15 protein-coding genes and 1 tRNA gene are annotated in these 17,768 nt (G+C 71.6%); 8 read left to right on the forward strand and 8 right to left on the reverse strand.

Annotated features, from left to right (window positions below):
* Positions 1–8 precede the first annotated feature (8 nt).
* Positions 9–464, reverse strand: coding sequence for a GatB/YqeY domain-containing protein (locus ABZU91_RS13435; protein WP_355238682.1), 456 nt, complete (start codon positions 462–464; stop codon positions 9–11).
* A 25-nt stretch (positions 465–489) separates the two neighbouring features.
* Between ABZU91_RS13435 and ABZU91_RS13440 the strand changes: the two genes are divergently transcribed.
* The 3 genes from ABZU91_RS13440 (at position 490) to ABZU91_RS13450 (ending at position 3,850) form a co-directional block, all read left to right on the forward strand.
* Positions 490–1,383 carry a metallophosphoesterase gene (locus ABZU91_RS13440; protein ID WP_355238685.1) on the forward strand — a complete coding sequence of 298 codons (894 nt, stop codon included), beginning with the start codon at positions 490–492 and terminating at the stop codon, positions 1,381–1,383.
* A 232-nt stretch (positions 1,384–1,615) separates the two neighbouring features.
* Positions 1,616–1,692: transfer RNA gene (locus ABZU91_RS13445), tRNA-Pro, on the forward strand.
* Positions 1,693–1,930: 238 nt separating this feature from the next.
* A complete protein-coding gene (locus tag ABZU91_RS13450; RefSeq protein WP_355238688.1) occupies positions 1,931–3,850 on the forward strand; it encodes a hypothetical protein in 1,920 nt (639 codons plus the stop codon).
* A 44-nt stretch (positions 3,851–3,894) separates the two neighbouring features.
* Here the strand turns inward: ABZU91_RS13450 and ABZU91_RS13455 are convergent, their stop codons facing one another.
* Complete coding sequence (locus tag ABZU91_RS13455) at positions 3,895–4,368, reverse strand: hypothetical protein (RefSeq protein ID WP_355238691.1); 474 nt, start codon at positions 4,366–4,368, stop codon at positions 3,895–3,897.
* A 119-nt stretch (positions 4,369–4,487) separates the two neighbouring features.
* On the opposite strand from ABZU91_RS13455, the gene ABZU91_RS13460 reads away from it, so the two are divergent.
* Positions 4,488–5,771, forward strand: coding sequence for an MFS transporter (locus ABZU91_RS13460; RefSeq protein WP_355238693.1), 1,284 nt, complete (start codon positions 4,488–4,490; stop codon positions 5,769–5,771).
* Positions 5,772–6,154: 383 nt separating this feature from the next.
* Here ABZU91_RS13460 and ABZU91_RS13465 read toward each other — a convergent pair whose 3' ends face one another.
* From ABZU91_RS13465 to ABZU91_RS13475, 3 genes are all read right to left on the reverse strand, one after another.
* Positions 6,155–7,882 carry a bifunctional metallophosphatase/5'-nucleotidase gene (locus ABZU91_RS13465; RefSeq protein ID WP_355238696.1) on the reverse strand — a complete coding sequence of 576 codons (1,728 nt, stop codon included), beginning with the start codon at positions 7,880–7,882 and terminating at the stop codon, positions 6,155–6,157.
* 293 nt (positions 7,883–8,175) lie between these two features.
* Positions 8,176–8,829: a histone deacetylase gene (locus ABZU91_RS13470; RefSeq protein ID WP_355238699.1), complete on the reverse strand. Its 654-nt coding sequence runs from the start codon at positions 8,827–8,829 to the stop codon at positions 8,176–8,178.
* Between the two features lie 10 nt (positions 8,830–8,839).
* Positions 8,840–9,619: a phosphodiesterase gene (locus ABZU91_RS13475; protein ID WP_355238702.1), complete on the reverse strand. Its 780-nt coding sequence runs from the start codon at positions 9,617–9,619 to the stop codon at positions 8,840–8,842.
* Positions 9,620–9,787: 168 nt separating this feature from the next.
* Between ABZU91_RS13475 and ABZU91_RS13480 the strand changes: the two genes are divergently transcribed.
* On the forward strand, positions 9,788–11,197 hold the full coding sequence (locus ABZU91_RS13480) for a sensor domain-containing diguanylate cyclase (RefSeq protein ID WP_355238705.1): 1,410 nt from the start codon (positions 9,788–9,790) through the stop codon (positions 11,195–11,197).
* A 229-nt stretch (positions 11,198–11,426) separates the two neighbouring features.
* Here ABZU91_RS13480 and ABZU91_RS13485 read toward each other — a convergent pair whose 3' ends face one another.
* Positions 11,427–12,488, reverse strand: a complete 1,062-nt coding sequence (locus ABZU91_RS13485; protein WP_355238708.1) for an aspartate-semialdehyde dehydrogenase — start codon at positions 12,486–12,488, stop codon at positions 11,427–11,429.
* 5 nt (positions 12,489–12,493) lie between these two features.
* On the reverse strand, positions 12,494–13,759 hold the full coding sequence (locus tag ABZU91_RS13490; protein WP_355238711.1) for an aspartate kinase: 1,266 nt from the start codon (positions 13,757–13,759) through the stop codon (positions 12,494–12,496).
* A 268-nt stretch (positions 13,760–14,027) separates the two neighbouring features.
* Between ABZU91_RS13490 and ABZU91_RS13495 the strand changes: the two genes are divergently transcribed.
* Together ABZU91_RS13495 and ABZU91_RS13500 are read left to right on the forward strand one after the other, a co-directional pair.
* Positions 14,028–14,813 (forward strand): hypothetical protein, encoded by a 786-nt coding sequence (locus ABZU91_RS13495; RefSeq protein WP_355238714.1) that lies wholly within the window; start codon positions 14,028–14,030, stop codon positions 14,811–14,813.
* Between the two features lie 84 nt (positions 14,814–14,897).
* Positions 14,898–15,428: a nitroreductase family protein gene (locus tag ABZU91_RS13500; RefSeq protein ID WP_355238717.1), complete on the forward strand. Its 531-nt coding sequence runs from the start codon at positions 14,898–14,900 to the stop codon at positions 15,426–15,428.
* A gap of 2 nt (positions 15,429–15,430) precedes the next feature.
* On the opposite strand, the gene ABZU91_RS13505 is transcribed toward ABZU91_RS13500, so the two are convergent.
* A complete protein-coding gene (locus ABZU91_RS13505; protein ID WP_355238720.1) occupies positions 15,431–16,417 on the reverse strand; it encodes a MarR family transcriptional regulator in 987 nt (328 codons plus the stop codon).
* A gap of 78 nt (positions 16,418–16,495) precedes the next feature.
* Here ABZU91_RS13505 and ABZU91_RS13510 point away from each other — a divergent pair, with 78 nt between their 5' ends.
* The gene (locus tag ABZU91_RS13510; protein ID WP_355238723.1) at positions 16,496–17,767 is read left to right on the forward strand and encodes an MFS transporter; all 1,272 of its coding nucleotides are present in this window, start codon (positions 16,496–16,498) and stop codon (positions 17,765–17,767) included.
* The last annotated feature ends 1 nt before the right edge of the window (position 17,768 follow it).

Here is a 17,768-nt window from a genome sequence, read left to right on the forward strand (position 1 = left end):
GTGGCGGATCAGAGGCCGAGCTGTCGGCGTACCTCGGCGGCCACCCGACCACCCTCGGCCTGGCCGGCCACCGCGGCCTGGGCCGCCTTCATGGCCGGGCCCATCTGGGCCTTGCCGGTGAGGCCGCCCGCGGCGAGCGCCCCCGCGACCAGGTCGGTCAGCTCGGCGTCGGAGAGCTGCTTGGGCAGGTAGCGGTCCAGCACCTCGCCCTCGGCGGTCTCCTTGGCGGCCTGCTCGGTGCGGCCCGCGTCCGCGAAGGCGGTGGCCGCCTCCCGGCGCTTCTTGGCCTCCTTGGTCAACACCGCGAGCACCTCGTCGTCGGTGAGCTCGCGCTTGGCCTTGCCAGCCACCTCGGCGGTGCCGACGGCGGCCAGGGCCATCCGCAGCGTGGAGGTGGTCAGCTCGTCGCGCGCCTTGAGCGCGGAACGCATGTCGGCGGTGAGGCGGTCCTTCAGCGTGCTCATGGACGGTCAAACTACCCTGAACGTCATGCGAAAGCGCACACTATTCCGCCTCGCCGCCGGAACCGCAGCGGTCGGAGCGACCACCCTCGCGTACGCGTCGCTCGTCGAGCGCAACATGTTCACCCTGCGGCGGTACGACGTGCCGACGCTGCCGGCCGACGCGGAGCCGCTGCGCGTGCTGCACCTGTCGGACCTGCACATGATGCCCGACCAGGCCCGCAAGCAGCGTTGGGTGGCGTCGCTGGCCGCCCTGGACCCCGACCTGGTGGTGGTGACCGGCGACAACATGGCACACCCCGAGGCGGTGCCGGGGGTGCTGCGGGCGCTGCAACCGCTGCTGGACTATCCCGGCGCGTTCGTGTTCGGCTCCAACGACTACACCGGGCCGGTACTCAAGAACCCCTTCACCTACTTCCTGCCCGATCGGGAGTACGCCGAGGGTGTCGAGCTGCCCTACGAGGAACTGCGCCAGGTCTTCACCGGCGCCGGCTGGGCCGACCTGAACAACGCCCGCACGAGCCTCAAGGCCGGCGGCCGGGAGCTGGACCTCGTCGGCGTCGACGACCCCCACATCGACCGCGACGACTACCCGGCCGTGTCGGGCCGGGTGGCGTCCTCCGCCGACCTGTCCATCGCCGTGACGCACTCCCCCGAGCCGCGGGTGCTCGACCAGATGGCGGCCGACGGCTTCGGCCTCCTGCTGGCCGGACACACCCACGGCGGGCAGGTCTGCGTCCCAGGGTACGGAGCGCTGGTCACCAACTGCGGTCTGCCGCGTTCGATGGCGCGCGGACTGCACCGGTGGCCGGGCTCGGACTCGTGGCTGCACGTCTCCGCCGGCCTCGGCACCCACCCGACCGCCCCGATCCGCTTCGCCTGCCCGCCGGAGGCGAGCATCCTGACCCTGATCCCCCGCTAGGCCGGGGCGGGCGCGCTCGTGCGGCGCGCTCCCGGCGCGCTCGGGCCGCGCTCCCGGCGCGCTCCCGGTGCCAAGATCCGCGCAACTTCAGGGATGTTGCTGTTTTACGGCGCCGGGAAGCAGCAACAACCTCGAAGTTGCGCGGATCTTGGCACCGGGAAGCGCGGTTCGGGCGGCGGGGGTACCGAGTTTGACCATCGGAGCGGGTGGGCTACTATTTGTCGGCACGCCTCGGGGTGTGGCGCAGCTTGGTAGCGCGCTTCGTTCGGGACGAAGAGGTCGTCGGTTCGAATCCGGCCACCCCGACCAGAGGTAAGAGGGCACATCCACTCGGTGGGTGTGCCCTCTTGGTATTTGCCGAGGTTTTCTCGGCCTAGCGGGCCAGGGCGACGGACCGCCGCCGGGCGCCCCATCAGAAGACCATCGATCCGTTTGGACGGCTTCCTGCCTGCCCGAACGGAGGTTGCCGCCCCTCGACCTCCCAAGGTTTGATGCGCATGATCATCGGCTCAGCGGAGCGGATGGCGCACGGGGAGGAACATCCACTGTGATCAGATCAAGGCCACGCCGCGCCCTGGTCGGGGCGCTCGCGCTGACGATGAGCCTCAGCGGGCTCGGTCTCATCGCCACCGCGAGCGCCGCCGTCGCGGCACCGCACTACGACGATCCGCCGTCGGTGCAGGTCGGTTGGACCGACTCAGCGACGCCGAAGAAGGCGTACCCGGCGGACGGCAACACGAATCTTCCGCTCGGCACCTGGCAGGATGCCGCGGGCAGGAGCCACACCTCACGGGTGTACGCCACCTTCGACCTCTCCGCCTACGAGGGCAAGAAGATCTACGGCGGCAAGGTGTTCGTCGAGGAGCGCACCGTCGCCGACTGCAGCAAGCGCGCCGTGGAGATCTGGCGTACGAAGCCGGTCACCGCGACGCCCACCTGGAACCGGGCGCCCGAACCACTCGCCAAGCTCGGCGAGGTCCTCACTCCGGTGCAGTTCTGCCCGGGAGCGAGCATCACGTTCGACGTGGGCGCGGCCGTGCAGGACGCGGTCGCGCACCGGCAGCGTCACATCACGTTCGAGGTCCGGGTGCCGGAGCAGTACGAGAGCGACGCGTCCTACGGTCGGGGGCTGCACCCGTACCGCAGTGTCGATCTGAGCGTCCAGTTCAACTCGGTCCCGCAGATCGACAAAGCCCACCTGTACAACGGTGGTCTCCCCTGCACCCAACTCGCGCCCTACCCGCGCATCGGCGGCTTCGCCAAGATCCTGGAGGCGGTCGGCACCGACGCCGACGAGGACGACGAACGCGCGGTGAAGACCGAGGTCGCCATCTGGCCGAAGGCCGACTCGGACGCTCGTCAGGTGTTCACCGGTGAGCATGGCCTCACCGGTCGGGCCAACAAGGTGACCCTGCCCGACGACTTCCTCATGGACGGCAAGACGTACGTCTGGCAGGCCCGGGTCACCGACGGCGCCGACTACTCGCCCTGGTCGCAGAAGTGCTTCTTCACCTACGACCGCACCAGCCCCGACGAGCCCACCGTCACCTCGGCCAACTATCCGTCCGACACCACCGGCGAGTGGGGGCCTCCGGGCGTGTCGGGGATCTTCACCTTCTCCGGCAACGGCAACAAGGACATCGCGGGTTTCGAATACTCCTGGAACGGTCTCGGTGTCCACGGCTGCTCGGCAAGCGGTGACTACGGCCAGTGGGAGTGCCACCACCCTCTCGACTTGCCCGGATCGGTGCGGGCGAACACCCCGGGCGGCTCGGCGACCGTGACGCTCAACCCGCCTCGTTCTGGGCCGCAGCGCCTGAGCGTCCGCTCGGTCGACCTCGCGGGCAACGTCTCCGACACCGTGACGTACAGCACCTTGGTAGCGCCGAGTGAGCCAACGGTGCGGGTGGAGAGCGGTGTTCCCGAGTGGGGCCAGGAGGTGGTGCTGAAGTTCGTGCCGGCGGCCGGGGTCACCGGCGTCCGCGAGTACGAGATCACCCTGGACGGAGGGGAACCGCAGATGCGGGCCGCCCAGGAGGACGGAACCGGCTACTTCAGCTTCATCGCCACCAGCACGGACGGACCCAACGTCACGGTCCGCAGCCACAGCGACAACGGGTTCGTTTCGGCGGTGGGGCAGTGGTCGACGTACTTCGATCCCGGCCCCGGGGTGAAGTCCGACGTCTACTACTCCCCGGACGGTTCGGCCGTCGGCGGCGTGGGGGTCGAGGGCTCCTTCACCTTCTCCCCGCCGCCGGGCTGGACGGACACCAGGGCGTACCAGTACAGCTTCAACGGCGCCGAGCCGACCGAGGTGGCGGCCGACGCGAACGGCCGGGCCACGATCACCTGGACGCCGACCGAGAGCGGGTACGTGGACCTGACCGTCTACGCCGTCCGTGTCGACGGCACGATCAGCGACTACCCCAACTGGTACTCGTTCGAGGTGGCGACTTCCGCCTCCTGACCTGCTGAAACGGGGGCGGCCACACAACGGTGTGGCCGCCCCCGTCAGTCGTGCCGCTCGGTCCGCTCGATCTCGGCGAACGCGGCGGCCAGGTAGTCATCCAGCGGCGCGCCGGTCACCGCCAGCAGGTCGGCGACGAGCAGCGGGGCGTGCCGGGCCAGGGCGGACGCGTCCGGAGGTGCGTCGTCCGCCTCGGGGTCGTACACCCCCAGAGCGCCGGCCAACAGTACGAGCACCACGTGCGGATCGACATCACGACGCCAGCGCGTCGCGTCCTGCACGCAACGTGCCAACACCTGGCGGATGTCGTCGCCGGCCAACCCGTCCGGGTGGCTCTCCTCCAGCAGGAGACGGACCACCGTCCCGAGCACCAGGCCGGACCGCTCGTCGACCGCCAGGTCGGCCACCGCCTCCTCGTACGCCTGACCGTCGCGGGCCTGGGCGGCGGCGACGGCTGCCGTGGCGGTCACCGCGATGGCGCGGGCGGAAGCGGGCAGGTGTCGCCAGGTGCCGGTCATCGGGCCAGCATCGCAGACCGGGCCGACACCGACGCTCGTCGTGGCGTTGGTCACCGGGCACCCGGGCTCTCTGCAAAACGGTTCGCGCGACGTCACACCCACCGCACAGAATGCCGGACATGCTGCGCCGCGCCCTACCTCGCCGTCCAGAAGCCCGCCGGATGCTCGCCGGCACCGTGCTGTCGGCGATCGGGCGAGGCCTGACCCTGCCGTTCCTGTTCATCTACCTGACCGACGTCCGGGGGCTCACCGACACCCGCGCCGGTCTGGTGATCGGCTGGTACGGCGTCGTCACCCTGGCGCTGTCGCCGCTGGGTGGGACGCTCATCGACCGGTTCGGCGCACGCTGGGTGGTGGTGCCGTGCCTGGTGATCGAGGCGATCGGGACGGGTTCGCTGGCGCTCGTCCACTCGACCGGTTCGGCCCTGCTCGTGATGACGGTGATCGCGGTCGGTAGTTCTGCCATCTGGTCCGGGCAGAACACGATCCTCGCGTCGCTCACTGACGACGACGAGCGGCAGAGGGTCTTCGGGCTGAACTTCGCGCTGCTCAACCTCGGTATCGGCATCGGCGGTATGACCTCCGGGGCGATCGTCGACACCACGCGACCCGCCAGCTTCCAGACGATCTACCTGCTGGATGCGGTCAGCTACCTGATGCCGGCCCTGATCCTGCTGACCCTGCCGGGGGTCGGTCACCGGCTCGGCCACCGCTCAGCCGATACCGACCGGTCGAGCGGCGGCTACCTGACCGTGCTGCGGGACCGGCCGTTCCGCCGGCTCGTGATCTTCGGCCTGGTCTTGACCACCTGCGGGTACGCCCAGGTCGAGGTCGGCTTCGCCGCGTACGCCGTCCGAGTCGCCGAGGTGAGTCCGCGGGTGGTCGCCTGGGCGCTCGCGGCCAACACGGTGATGATCGTGCTCGCCCAGTTGCTGGTCATCCGTCGGATCGAGGGGCGCAGCCGTACCGGCGCGCTCGCCGTGGTCGGGGCGGTGTTCGCCGCCGCCTGGCTGGTCCTCGGCGTCGCCGGTGTGGTCAGCACGGGCAGCGCCCTGGTGGCCGCCCTGTGCGTGGTGGCCTGCTCGGCGATCTTCGGTTTCGGCGAGACGCTGCTGTCGCCGGTGATGCCGGCGCTGACCAACGCCCTGGCCACCGACGAGCTGCGCGGCAGGTACAACGCCATGAGTTCGATGATCTTCGGCATCAGCGGTGTGATCGGCCCGGTGACCGCCGGCCCGCTGATCGGCACGGCGAACGGCATGGTCTGGGTGGCGGTGGTCGTCGGCGGCTGCCTGGCCGCCTCGCTCATCGCGCTCTCACTGCGCCGCCTGCTCACCGTCGACCAGGACGGCCGCGCGACGGTAGCCCCGCCGACGCCGACGCCGGCACCCACCCCCGCCTGAGCCCCGCCCCGGCAAACCCGCCGACATCCGCGGCCGCCGGGACCCCATACCCCGCCGAACCCACGTTCCGGCGCCCGCCCGCGGCTCCCCACACCAACGCCGCGGAAAGCCACACCCCGCTGGGACCCCGGCCGTCGCGGGTGCTCGCGTCGCACCTCGCGCAACTTCCCCGATATTGCTGCCTCAGCAGCGCCGGAGACAGCAACATCCCTGATGTTGCCGGATCTTGCTCGTTGGTCGCCGATGGCGCCGCACCTCACTCGCCGCTTGATCGTGCTCGATCCCGGATGTAGTGGCAGCGCCAGGAGCCCGAGCAGCTGCGGGGACGGGTCGGGCCCCGGAGCGGGTGCTCCGGGGCCCGATCGTGGCGGGGTCGTCGTCCGTCAGGCGGCGGGGACCTCGGCGGTGGTGCGGATGCGGTCGAGCGTCGGGGCGGAGACCGGCGACTGCGCGGTCAGGTACGCCACGAACGCGTCCAGGTCGATCTGACCGGTGACCTGGTTGGTGCCGCCGGTGAGGGCGCTGAAGCCGTCGCCGCCCCCGGCGAGGAAGTTGTTCACCGTCACCCGGTAGGTGGCGGCGGTGTCGACGGTGGCACCGCCGATGGTGAGGCTGCCCCGGACCACCCGGGTGCCGGCGCACGCGTCCGCCGCAGGGGCGGTGGCACCGTTGAGGTCGACCACGTAGCCCACGGTCGACGACGGGTAGAGGACCCGACCGGTCACGAACTGCTGCTCCAGTACGCAGTAGAGCTGCGCGCCGGTCAGATCCAGCGTCACGAGGTTGTTGGCGAACGGCTGCACCGTGAACGCCTCCTCGTAGGTGACCGGGCCAGCGTCCAGGTTGGCGCGTACCCCGCCCGGGTTCATGAAGGCGGCGACCGCGTTCTGCTCGTCGTTGGTGGCGGCGAGCTGCGCGTCGGCAATCAGGTTGCCCAGCGGCGACTCGCCGCACGAGGCCGGCACCGCTGCGGAGCAGGTGTCGAGCAGGTTCTCCTGCGTCTTCGTGATCGCGGTGGTGGTCTCGCCGACCTGGCGGCCGGCGACCGGACCGAGCACCGTCTTGTACCTGTCGATCAGGGCGGTCTGCTTCGGGTCCTTGGCGACGTCGCGGGTGACCACGACGTTGTTCGCGGAGGCCGAGAGCACGTCCCCGGAGCGGCGGTCGATCTTCAGGTCGATGTCGGTGACCAGGCGACCGAACGAGCTGGCACTGGTGACCAGCTTGCCGTTGATGTTGCAGTTGTACGCCTGGTGGGTATGGCCGCTGACCACGACGTCGATCGACGGGTCCATCCGGTTGGCGATGTCCACGATCGGCCCGGTCATGCCGACGCAGTCGTTGATGCCGCCGGTCGCGGCCTGGGCGCCGCCCTCGTGCAGCAGCACGACGATCGTCTGCACGCCCTTGCGGCGCAGCTCACGGGCGTACCGGTTGGCGGTCTCCGCCTCGTCGGCGAAGGTGAGGCCGGCGACGCCCTGCTGGCTGACGATTTCCGGGGTGCCCTCCAGGGTCATCCCGATGAAGCCGACCTTGACGCCCTGCACCTTGTGGATGGCGTACGGCGCCATGAGCGGCTTGCCGGTGGCGGTCTTGAAAGCGTTCGCCGACAGGTACTGGAAGCCTGCGCCCCGGTACGGGGTGCCGTCGGCGCAGCCGTCCACCGGGTGACAGCCGCCGTTCTGGATGCGCAGCAGCTCGGCGGCGCCCTCGTCGAACTCGTGGTTGCCGACGCTGGCGTAGTCGAGACCGGCCATGCTCAGCGCCTCGATGGTCGGCTCGTCGTGGAACGCCGCGGAGAGCAGCGGGGACGCCCCGATCAGGTCGCCGGCGGCGACGGTAATGGTGTTCTTCTTCTTGGCGGCGGCACGCATCTCGGCCAGGTGGGTCGCCAGGTATTCGACGCCGCCCGCGGTCTGCCCGGCGATGGTGCCGTTGCTTCCGCTCGGCGGTTCGAGGTTGCCGTGGAAGTCGTTGAGAGCCAGCAGGGTGACGTCGACCGGCTTCGGTCGGGCGTCGGCCTGCTCGGGGGTGGTGGCGACCGCGCCGAGCGCTGCCACCGCGAGCGCGGTCAGGCCGACAGCGGCCCGACGCATCCCGGGTCTGGACATGGAACTCCTCGTGAGAATCGACGTTACGCCGCCCGGCCTGTGGGTCGACCGGGCCGTCGACCGACGCTGTCGAGAAGGGTCGGTCGCAGTTGGCGGGGGTTCGGGGTTGCCGCCCGCCTCGACAGCCTCTCATCCGGACGCCGGTCGGTCGAGTCGAGCAGCGGTTCGGTGCCGACGCGTGGGGCAGCCCGTCGGAGCTGCGCAGATGCTCGCCCGTATAGCGAGTCGGCAGGACGAACAGTCGATGACCGGTGGCGGAACATCGCCCGGCCGCACGTCCGGAGAGGACGATGTCACCCGAGCCTCGTGAGCGCCTCGGCGACCAGGGCCGTGACGTCGTCAGGCTGCCAGCCGCCCGCGACCCCGGGACGCCGCGTCAGGTAGTCGACGATCCGCTCGACCGGCCAGCCGTGTGACTCGTGCAGCCCTCGAGCGATCATGCCCAGGTAGGCCGGTGCCGGTGGCCGGTGCGGCACGGCCGACGCCGGTTCGGGGGCGGTGCAGGTGAGCATCGGGATGCCGTCGCGCCGACCAGGGCAGACAAGGGTCTCGTAACGTCCCGGACCGAGGGTCGCCCGCCCGTTCGCGACGGCCGCGTCGACGGCCGCGCCGGTCGCCGGGAGCAGATCGGCGGTGTCGCCCGTCGGGCGGTACATCTCCTGGGCAGCGATGTCGGTGAACTGTTCGATGGTCACCAGGTAGGCCCTCGCGGCGGCCTCGCCGGGCAGCGCCGGGTCGTAGAACGCCATGCCGCCGGTCCACGCACCGGACTCGCCGGCGAAGTAGATCCCACCGGGCATCCACACCGGCGCCGACCGGCTGGGTGGGCGGGGGTCACGGCAGCCCGGGTACGTCCGCCGACCGCCCGGCGGACAGCCGCCGTTGAGGTACCAGGCCAGCCGGGCGGCGTGCATATTCGAGCCGTACGCGACGTACCAGACGAGCACCGCGACGCCGTCAGAAGCCGCAGGTCTGGCCGGCCGAGTGGCTGACCTGCACGCTGTGGGTCACGCAGCCGTCCGGATCGATGCGGTGCAGGAGGAAGGCGGTCGGCTCGGCGACCCAGCCGATCATCTCGTCCGTGGCCATGGTGAGGGTGCTCTGCTTCCAGGTGCTGGGCGCCACGGTGAGCACCGTGCCCGCGTACCCCGTGGTGACCGTGCGGTGCAGGTGCCCGGCGGCGACCCGCACGACGTGCCGGTGCCGGCCGATCACCTCGGCCAGCGCGGGCCCGTCGGCGAGCCGGATGGAGTCCGCCGCGGGGATGCCGACCGCGACCGGCGGGTGGTGCAGGCAGAGGATGGCGGGCACCTCCGGCCGACCCGCGAGGACCCCGTCGAGCCAGCCGAGCTGCTCCTCGCCCAACCGCCCGGCGTCGCTGCCGGGGACGAGCGAGTCGAGCACCACGATGGTCGCCGCCTCGTGGTCGACGTGGTAGTAGGCGGAGAATCCACCCCCGAGCCAGGGAGTACCGCCGAACGCGTCGAGCAGCGACTCGCGGTCGTCGTGGTTGCCGGTGGTCAGGTAGACCGGAAGCGGGAACTTCCCGATCAGTTCGCGCAGCGCCGCGTACTCGTCGGGTCTGCCGTGGTCGACCAGGTCGCCGGTGATGACCACGCAGTCCGGTCGAGGACGTAGGGCGAGCACCCGGCCGAGCGCCCGGTGCAGCCCGGCGGCGGGCTCGGCGGCGAGCAGACCAGTGGTCAGGTGCGGGTCGCTGATCTGTGCGATGAGCATGCGGGCACCGGCCTCCTCGACGGGGAACCCTCACGCTATCGCCCGGCTCCTTCCTCCACAGCCCCTGTCCACAGCCTGTGGATAGCACATGTGTACGAAGCAACGAGAGCGCTCCGCAGGAGTGAGTACGCTTGATCGAACCCCTCCCCTACCTGGAACGACGTGCGAGTGGATCATCAGCGAATCATCCGTGACGTCACCGTCCGCCTCTTGATGGCGTCGAGCGCGCCGGAAGCCTGTCGGTGGACGGTGGGCGCACTGTCCCACCACACCCCGGCCACCATTTCGGTGCTGCTCGAGGCCCACGACCGGCTGCGCTGCGTGGCGGCGACCGGCGCATGGCAGGTCTTCGCGACCGTACCGGCGCGCACCGGGATCGTCGGCCGGGTCTACGCCTCCGGCACCGCCGCCGCCGTCCCGGACGTCACCGTCGACCCGGACTACCTCCCGGTACGCCCTGACGTGACGTCCGAACTGTGCGTGCCGGTACGCGACCCCGCCGGCCGGGTGATCGGCGTACTCGACCTGCAGTGGAGTGACCCGGTCGACCTGCGGCCGTGGCGGGAGACCGCGCAACGGCTGGCCGCCCGCCTCGGCGCTCGAATCGCCACGTTGGGTGGCCCTCCGTCGGAGAGCCGCAGCGAGACGTTGCTCCGGCACGCCGCGGCGCTGTCCGCCGCCCCGACCGAGGCGGCCGTGATCAGCGCGGCGACCGACGCGGCTCGGGAGGTGTCCACCCTCTCCACCGCGGTGTTGATGATCGACGGCCAACCCGGCCCGTCCCCGGGGACGCCGGGTGACCTGGAAACCCGTATCCGCGCCGAGCTGACCGGGGCGGGCCCGGCGGCCCTGGAGAGGATGGTCGACCGGGCACACCGGTACGGCGCCGGATACACGTTGGGCGAGACCGGACACCCTCCGACCGAGGACTACCAGCCGCTGACCCGTGCCGGGGTACGCACGCTGGTCGCCGTGCCGGTCGGGCCGGCGGACGCCGGTGGCGTGCTACTGGTCGCCGACGAACGCGCGCTGCACCCGGACCCGACCACGGTCAGCCTGATGGAGTTGCTCGCCGGACAGGCGTGGACCAGCCTGGACCGACTGCGTACGCTCGCCCGACTCCGGGAACAGGCCAGCTCGGACCCGCTGACCGGACTGCGGCACACCGGCCCCTTCGGGCAGCGGATCGCGGCGGCCACCCCGGGGCGTACGGCTCTGCTGGCAATCGACGTGGACGGCTTCAAGACCGTCAACGACACGTACGGTCACCAGGCGGGCGACCAGGTGCTGGTCGGGCTGGCCCGGGCACTGGAGGGCGCGCTGCGGCACGGGGACGAGCTGTACCGGATCGGCGGTGACGAGTTCGTCGCGGTGATCGAGGTGAGCCGCCCGGAGGAAGCGGTCCGCATCGCCGAACGGTTGGCCGAAGCCGCGCGCCGAACGGGTCGCACGATCAGCGTCGGCGTCGCGCTACCGAGACCGGGCGAAACCCCCGACCGCACCCTGAAGAGAGCCGACCAGGCCCTCTACGCGGTCAAACGCCAAGGCCGAGACGGCGTACACCTCTCCGCAGCCTAACCCCGCCCTCACGCCCGCCCCCACGCCCGCCCCCGCGCCCGCCCCCGCGCCCGCGCCCGCGCCCGCGCCCGCGTCGATCTTGCACTTTCGGTTGCCGTTTTGCCCACCTTCACGCCTTATGCCGCGACAGAAAGTGCAAGATCGACGAGGCGCGGCGGGGCGCGGCGGGGCGGGGCGGGGCGCGGCAAGGCGGGGCGGGGCGGGGCGGGGCGGGGCGGGGCGGGGGTTGTTACGGGGTGCGGAGTTCTTTGGCCAGGAGTTCGGCTATCTGGGCCGTGTTGAGGGCTGCGCCCTTGCGGAGGTTGTCGCCGGTGACGAAGAAGTCGAGGGCGCGGGGGTCGTCCAGGGCGCGGCGGATGCGGCCGACCCAGCTCGGGTCGGTGCCGACCGCGTCGATCGGCATCGGGAACTCACCTGCGGCGGGGTCGTCGACCACGATCACACCGGGTGCGTTGCGCAGCGCCTCGCGGGCGCCCTCGGCGTCGACCTCGGTGGCGAAGACCGCGTGCACGGCCACCGAGTGGGCGGTGACCACCGGTACCCGGACGCAGGTGGAGCTGACCTTGAGGTCGGGCAGGCCGAGGATCTTCCGCGACTCGTTGCGGATCTTCATTTCTTCGGAGGACCAGCCGCCGTCGGCCGACGAGCCCGCCCAGGGCACCACGTTGAGCGCCAGCGGTGCCGGGAACGGGCCGAGGTCGTCGCCGACCGCCTGACGGACGTCACCGGTGCGTGAGCCGAGCGCCCGATCGCCGGCGACCTTGGCGAGTTGGTCGTGCAGGATGTCCACGCCGGCCTGGCCGGCGCCGGAGACCGCCTGGTAGGAGGCGAGCACCAGTTCCCGCAGGCCGTACTCGTGGTGCAGCGGCGCGACCGCGATGATCATCGCGAGGGTGGTGCAGTTGGCGTTGGCGATGATGCCCCGGGGACGGTTGCGGACCTGCTCGGGGTTGATCTCCGGGACAACCAGCGGGACGTCCCGGTCCATCCGGAACGCGCCGGAGTTGTCCACCGCGATCGCGCCTCGCTCGACCGCGATCGGGGCCCATTCGGCGGAGACCTCGTCGGGCACGTCGAACATCGCCACGTGGACCCCGTCGAACGCCTCCGGGGTCAGCGCCTGGACGACCATCTCCTCGCCCCGGCAGCGCACCCGCTTGCCGACCGACCGTTCGGAGGCGAGGAGCCGGATCTCGCCCCAGACGTTGCGACGCCCGGTGAGCAGCTCGCACATCACGGTGCCGACGGCACCGGTCGCTCCGACCACGGCGAGGGTGGGCAGCGCCGTCATCGGCGCTACCTACCCGTCCCGGCGTAGACCACGGCTTCGGTGTCGCCGCCCAACTCGAACGCGTCGTGGATGGCGCGTACGGCGGCATCGAGGTCGGTGTCCCGGCAGACGACGGAGACCCGGATCTCGGAGGTGGAGATCATCTCGATGTTGACCCCGGCAGCGCCGAGCGCGGCGAAGAAGCCGGCGGCGACGCCGGGGTGCGAGCGCATGCCGGCGCCGATCAGCGAGACCTTGCCGACGTGGTCGTCGTAGAGCAGGCCCTTGAACTTGACCGGTTCCTGGATCTTGCTGAGGGCGGCCATCGCGGTCGGGCCGTCGGCCTTGGGCAGGGTGAACGAGATGTCCGTGCGGCCGGTGCCCTCGGTGGAGACGTTCTGCACGATCATGTCGATGTTGATCTCGGCCTCGGCGACGGTGTCGAAGATCCGCGCGGCGGCACCCGGCTCGTCGGGCACGCCGACAATCGTGATCTTGGCCTCGCTGCGGTCGTGCGCGACCCCGGTGATCAATGCCTGCTCCACGGAAAGGTCCTCCATCGATCCGGTGACCATCGTGCCGGTGTTGGTCGAGTATGACGAACGGACATGGATCGGCAACCCCGCCCGGCGGGCGTATTCCACGCTACGCAGGTGCAGCACCTTCGCGCCGCAGGCCGCCAGCTCCAACATCTCCTCGTAGGTGATGTCCCTTATGTGCCGGGCGTTGGGCACGATCCGCGGGTCGGCGGTGAAGACGCCGTCCACGTCGGTGTAGATCTCGCAGACGTCGGCGTGCAGGGCGGCGGCGAGCGCCACGGCGGTGGTGTCCGAACCACCGCGACCCAGCGTGGTGACGTCCTTGGTGTCCTGCGAGACGCCCTGGAAACCGGCCACGATGACCACCGAGCCCTCGTCGAGCGCGCCCTTGAGCCGCCCCGGGGTGACGTCGATGATGCGCGCCCGGCCGTGCACCGACGTGGTGATCACGCCGGCCTGCGAACCGGTGAACGAGCGGGCCTCGTACCCCAGGTTGTGGATGGCCATGGCCAGCAGGGCCATGGAGATCCGCTCTCCGGCGGTGAGCAGCATGTCCAGCTCACGGCCCGGCGGCAGCGGGCTGACCTGGTTGGCCAGGTCGAGCAGCTCGTCGGTGGTGTCACCCATCGCGGAGACCACCACCACCACGTCGTCGCCGGCCTTGCGGGCGGCGACGATGCGCTCGGCCACCCGCTTGATCCGCTCGGCGTTGGCGACGGAGGACCCGCCGTACTTCTGCACCACGAGTGCCACGACGGTGCACTCCCTCCCAGCGACCCTGAGCGTGCCGACGCCGCCGGAACCGGGGCCGGCGGCGCGTGTCAGACCCCTTGAGGGTATCCGGCGGGTCACGGCGACGGGTCGGGTGATCCCACCATCCGGCCCGCGCGGCCGTCCGGCCGACGCGGGTGGCCAGGTCCGCGAGGGGCCGGGGGTACGCGGACAAGCTGCCACGACACGCCGGGAGGCGCCGCCTGTGCGCCGTTGCCCACAGGTCGCCCGTACCCACCAGAATGAGCCGGTGTCCGCCCTCCTCCGCTCGGCCGGCCGCGTGCTCGGGCCGCTCGTGCTCGCCCTGCCGGCAGTCCTGGTCGCCTGCGACAGCGCGCAGCCCCCACCCCCGCCGCCGGCCGATCCCGGTCCCGTCGAGGTGGAGGGCACGCGCGACGAGCTGGCCGCGCTGGCCGCCGCCGCGCAGGATCGTCACCTGGTGGCGCAGTACGTATTCAGCCGGGGCGGCCAACCGGACCGCACCATCGTGTTCATCAGCGCGAACGACGGCAGTTGGCGGGTCGACGTCCCGGGTGGGGCGCTCGGCGGCACCGCCGACGTCTCGCTGGCCGCCACCTCCGACGGGCTGTTCCAGTGCGCCCTGCCCTCGACGGGTCACCCGGAGCCGGCGCGCTGCGTACGCCTCGGCGAACGCGACGACGCCATCCCGCGCCGGCTGGACCCCCGCGTTCAGCATCCGCTCACCGACTGGCTGGACGTGCTGACCGACCGGCGGGCGCCGCTCGCGGTGGCGCAGGCCGCCACGCCCAAGGGCCTCACCGGCGCCTGCTACTCGGTGGACTCCACCTCGGCCTCGCTCAACGCGCCGCTGGACGTGGGCATCTACTGCTACGACCCGGACGGCACGCCGACCGGTGTCCGGACCGAGGCCGGGACGCTGCGGCTGGCCGCCCCGCCGGGCGCGGCACCCGCCACCGTGCAGTTGGCCGGGCCGGTGGTGGACGCGGAACCACTGGACACCGCGGCCCCGCCGACTCCCGACCCGTCACTCAGCCCGAGCGCGGGAACGTCGTGATCTTCGTACCGTTACGGGTGCTCTTGCCCACATCTGGATAACCCGACCCAGGGCACTAATCGCCCATAGGGGACGATTCATGGCATGGCTGACCTGACCCCACTCCTCGCCTTCCGCTGGAGCCCTCGGGCCTTCGACCCGAGCGCCACGCTGACCACCGAGGAGGCGGCCTCGCTGCTGGAGGCCGCGCGGTGGGCGCCGTCGACGGACAACAGGCAGCCCTGGCGGTTCGCCCTCGGGCACCGGGACGACGAGAACCACAAGCGCATCCTGATCAACCTTCCGGACGACGACCAGGGCTGGGCCCGGCACGCCGCGACCCTGGTGGTCGGCGCGCACACCGGCGGCGACGCCGAGCGGGCCGCGTACGACCTCGGCCAGGCGATCGCCCACCTGACTCTCCAGGCCACCGCCCTCGGTCTGCACGTCCGCCAGCTCACCCGCTTCGACCGGGCCGGCCTCGCCACCGAATTCGACCTCCCGGGCGGTGTCCGACCGCTGGTGGTCGCCGCCGTCGGGCGACTCGGTGACCCGTTCGCCCTGCCGGCCGAGCTGCGGGCCAGCGAGACCGGTCTGCGGCACCGCCGCCCGGTCGCCGACCTGCTGCTCGCCTGACCTCAGCCGCCCCGGCTGGCCCGGAGCAGCACCGCTGCCGCGTCGGTGTTGCGGTAGAGGACGTGCCGACCCTGCCGAGCGCGATCGACCAGGCCGGCGGCGTGCAGCGCGGTCAGGTGGGCCGAGACGTTCCCGGCGGACATCCCGGTGCGTCGGGCCAGGTCGGTGGTGGTGGTCGCGGTGTCGAGCAGGTGCAGTAGCGCGGCCCGGCCGGAGCCGATCACCCGTGCCAGCGGGTCACCCGGCGGCGGCGCGGCCGTCTCCCAGAGCGTCCCGACCGCCCGGACCGGATACGCGGCGGCCGGCAGCGAGTCCTCCAGCAGATTCCACAGCACTCGCCGCTGGCTGAACACCGTCGGGTTCAGCGCCAATCCACGGTCCCGGAGGTCGAAGTCCCGCTCGAACGGGTCGTCGCTGACCACCCGGTCGCCGAGCCAGCACAGGCTCGGATGGAGCTGTTCGAAGAACCGACCGGCGCCGTTCTCGGCGAGCTGGGCGGCGCGGTACGCCACGTCGGCATCGAGCAGCGCCCGCATCCGCGACCAGTCCGGGGCGATCGCCTCGTCGTACCAGACCCGCATCGCGTCGACGAGCTGCGGCAGCAGCCCGCGGGGGTCGGCGAGCAGCGCCTGCCCGAACGGACTCAGCGGCCGACGCCCGGTGGTCGACAGCAGGTCCTGGACCACCACGGCCGGCGGTGTCGCGGCGATCTGGTCGAGTTGGTCGGCCATCTCCACGTTCGGCCGGGCCGCCGGGGTGATGAAGTCGGGCAACGGGCAACCTCGCCAGGTCAGCTCCACAAGCGGCCGGACCCGGGCGGCCACCTCGGGGCGACGCAGGGTCACCCGGGCGCGGTCGATCCAGGGCAGGTGCACCGCATGACGGACCGGGCTGGCCAGCGCCCACATGCTCATGACCGTCTCGTTGACCGGCGACACGGCGAGCCGCACGCCCGCCACGTCGGCCAGGCTGAACCGCAACTCGGACACGCGCCCTCCCGGGAGCAGGATTCGGTCCAGCCTAAAAGGCTCGACCGTCCTCGTGGGGGCACGGTTCACTCCCCTGCCATGGGGACCAGAGACACCATTCGTACCGCTGTCGCGAACGTCGTACCGCCGGCCGGTCTGACTCGCGCGCTGGCCGTGCAGGCCATGGTCTACGCCGTCGGCAGCGGCCTGTTCCACGCCGGCAGTGCCGTCTTCTTCACCCGGGCGCTGGGGCTCAGCGCCGCTCAGGTCGGGCTGGGCCTGTCCATCGCGGCGGGGGTGTCGTTACTGGGCACCGTGCCGCTGGGCGGGCTCACCGACCGGTACGGGCCGCAGCGGGTCTGGGTGGTGGGGTTGGTGCTGGACGCGGCGCTCTTCGCGTCGTACCCGTTCGTGGGCGGCTTCGCGAGCTTCCTCGCCGTGGTGGTGGCGCTGGCGGCGGTGGACGCGTCGACGGGCGTGGCCCGGCAGGTCTACTCGATCAACGCGCTCCCCCCGGCCGAGCGGGTCACCGCGATGGCGTACCAGCGTTCCTCGTTGAACGTCGGCTTCGGTCTGGGCGCGGTGATCAGCGGCCTGGTGCTGGCCGTGGACACGATCGAGGCGTACCGGGCGATGGTCTGGTTCATCGCGACGGTGATCCTGGTGACGGCCCTGTTCGTGCGGCGGCTGCCCCGGTTGCCGCAGGTACGGAGGCCGGCGGAGCCGATGGGGCGGCTCGCCGTGCTGCGGGACCGGCCGTTCATGGCGGTGTCCCTGCTGTCCGGGCTGCTCACCGCGCACGGGGTGCTCTACCTGACGGTCATGCCGCTGTGGATCCTCACCCACACCGACGCCCCGAAGACGGTGATCGCCGCTCTGGTGCTGCTCAACACGGTCCTGATCGTGCTGCTCCAGGTACGCGTCAGCCGGGGCGCCGACACCGCCGCGGGGGCGGCGCGAGCCTCCCGCCGTGGTGGCCTGCTGATCGCCGTGTCCTGCCTGGTCCTGCCGATCTCCGGGGTCACCCGGGGCGCGCTCACCGTGGTGGTGCTGGTGGCCGCCGCGACGCTGCTGATCCTGGCCGAGCTGATCCAGTCGGCGGGCGCCTGGGGGTTCACCGCCACCCTTCCGCCGGACGACCAACGCGGCGCGTATGTGGGGGCGCTGCGGCTCGGCGAGCAGGTGCAGTACCTGATCGCTCCGGCGGGGTTGACCGCGCTCGGCGTCAGCACCGGCGGGTGGGGGTGGTTACCGACGGCAGCGATCTTCGTGCTGCTCGCAGTGGCGATCGTGCCCGCCGTGGCCTGGACCGGACGGACGCCGAGGCTCGGTGCCCAGGCCCCGGAGCCGACGATGACATCGATCCCATAGT

Origin of the sequence: Micromonospora sp. NPDC005174, assembly GCF_040608495.1 — a bacterium.
GTDB lineage: Bacteria > Actinomycetota > Actinomycetes > Mycobacteriales > Micromonosporaceae > Micromonospora.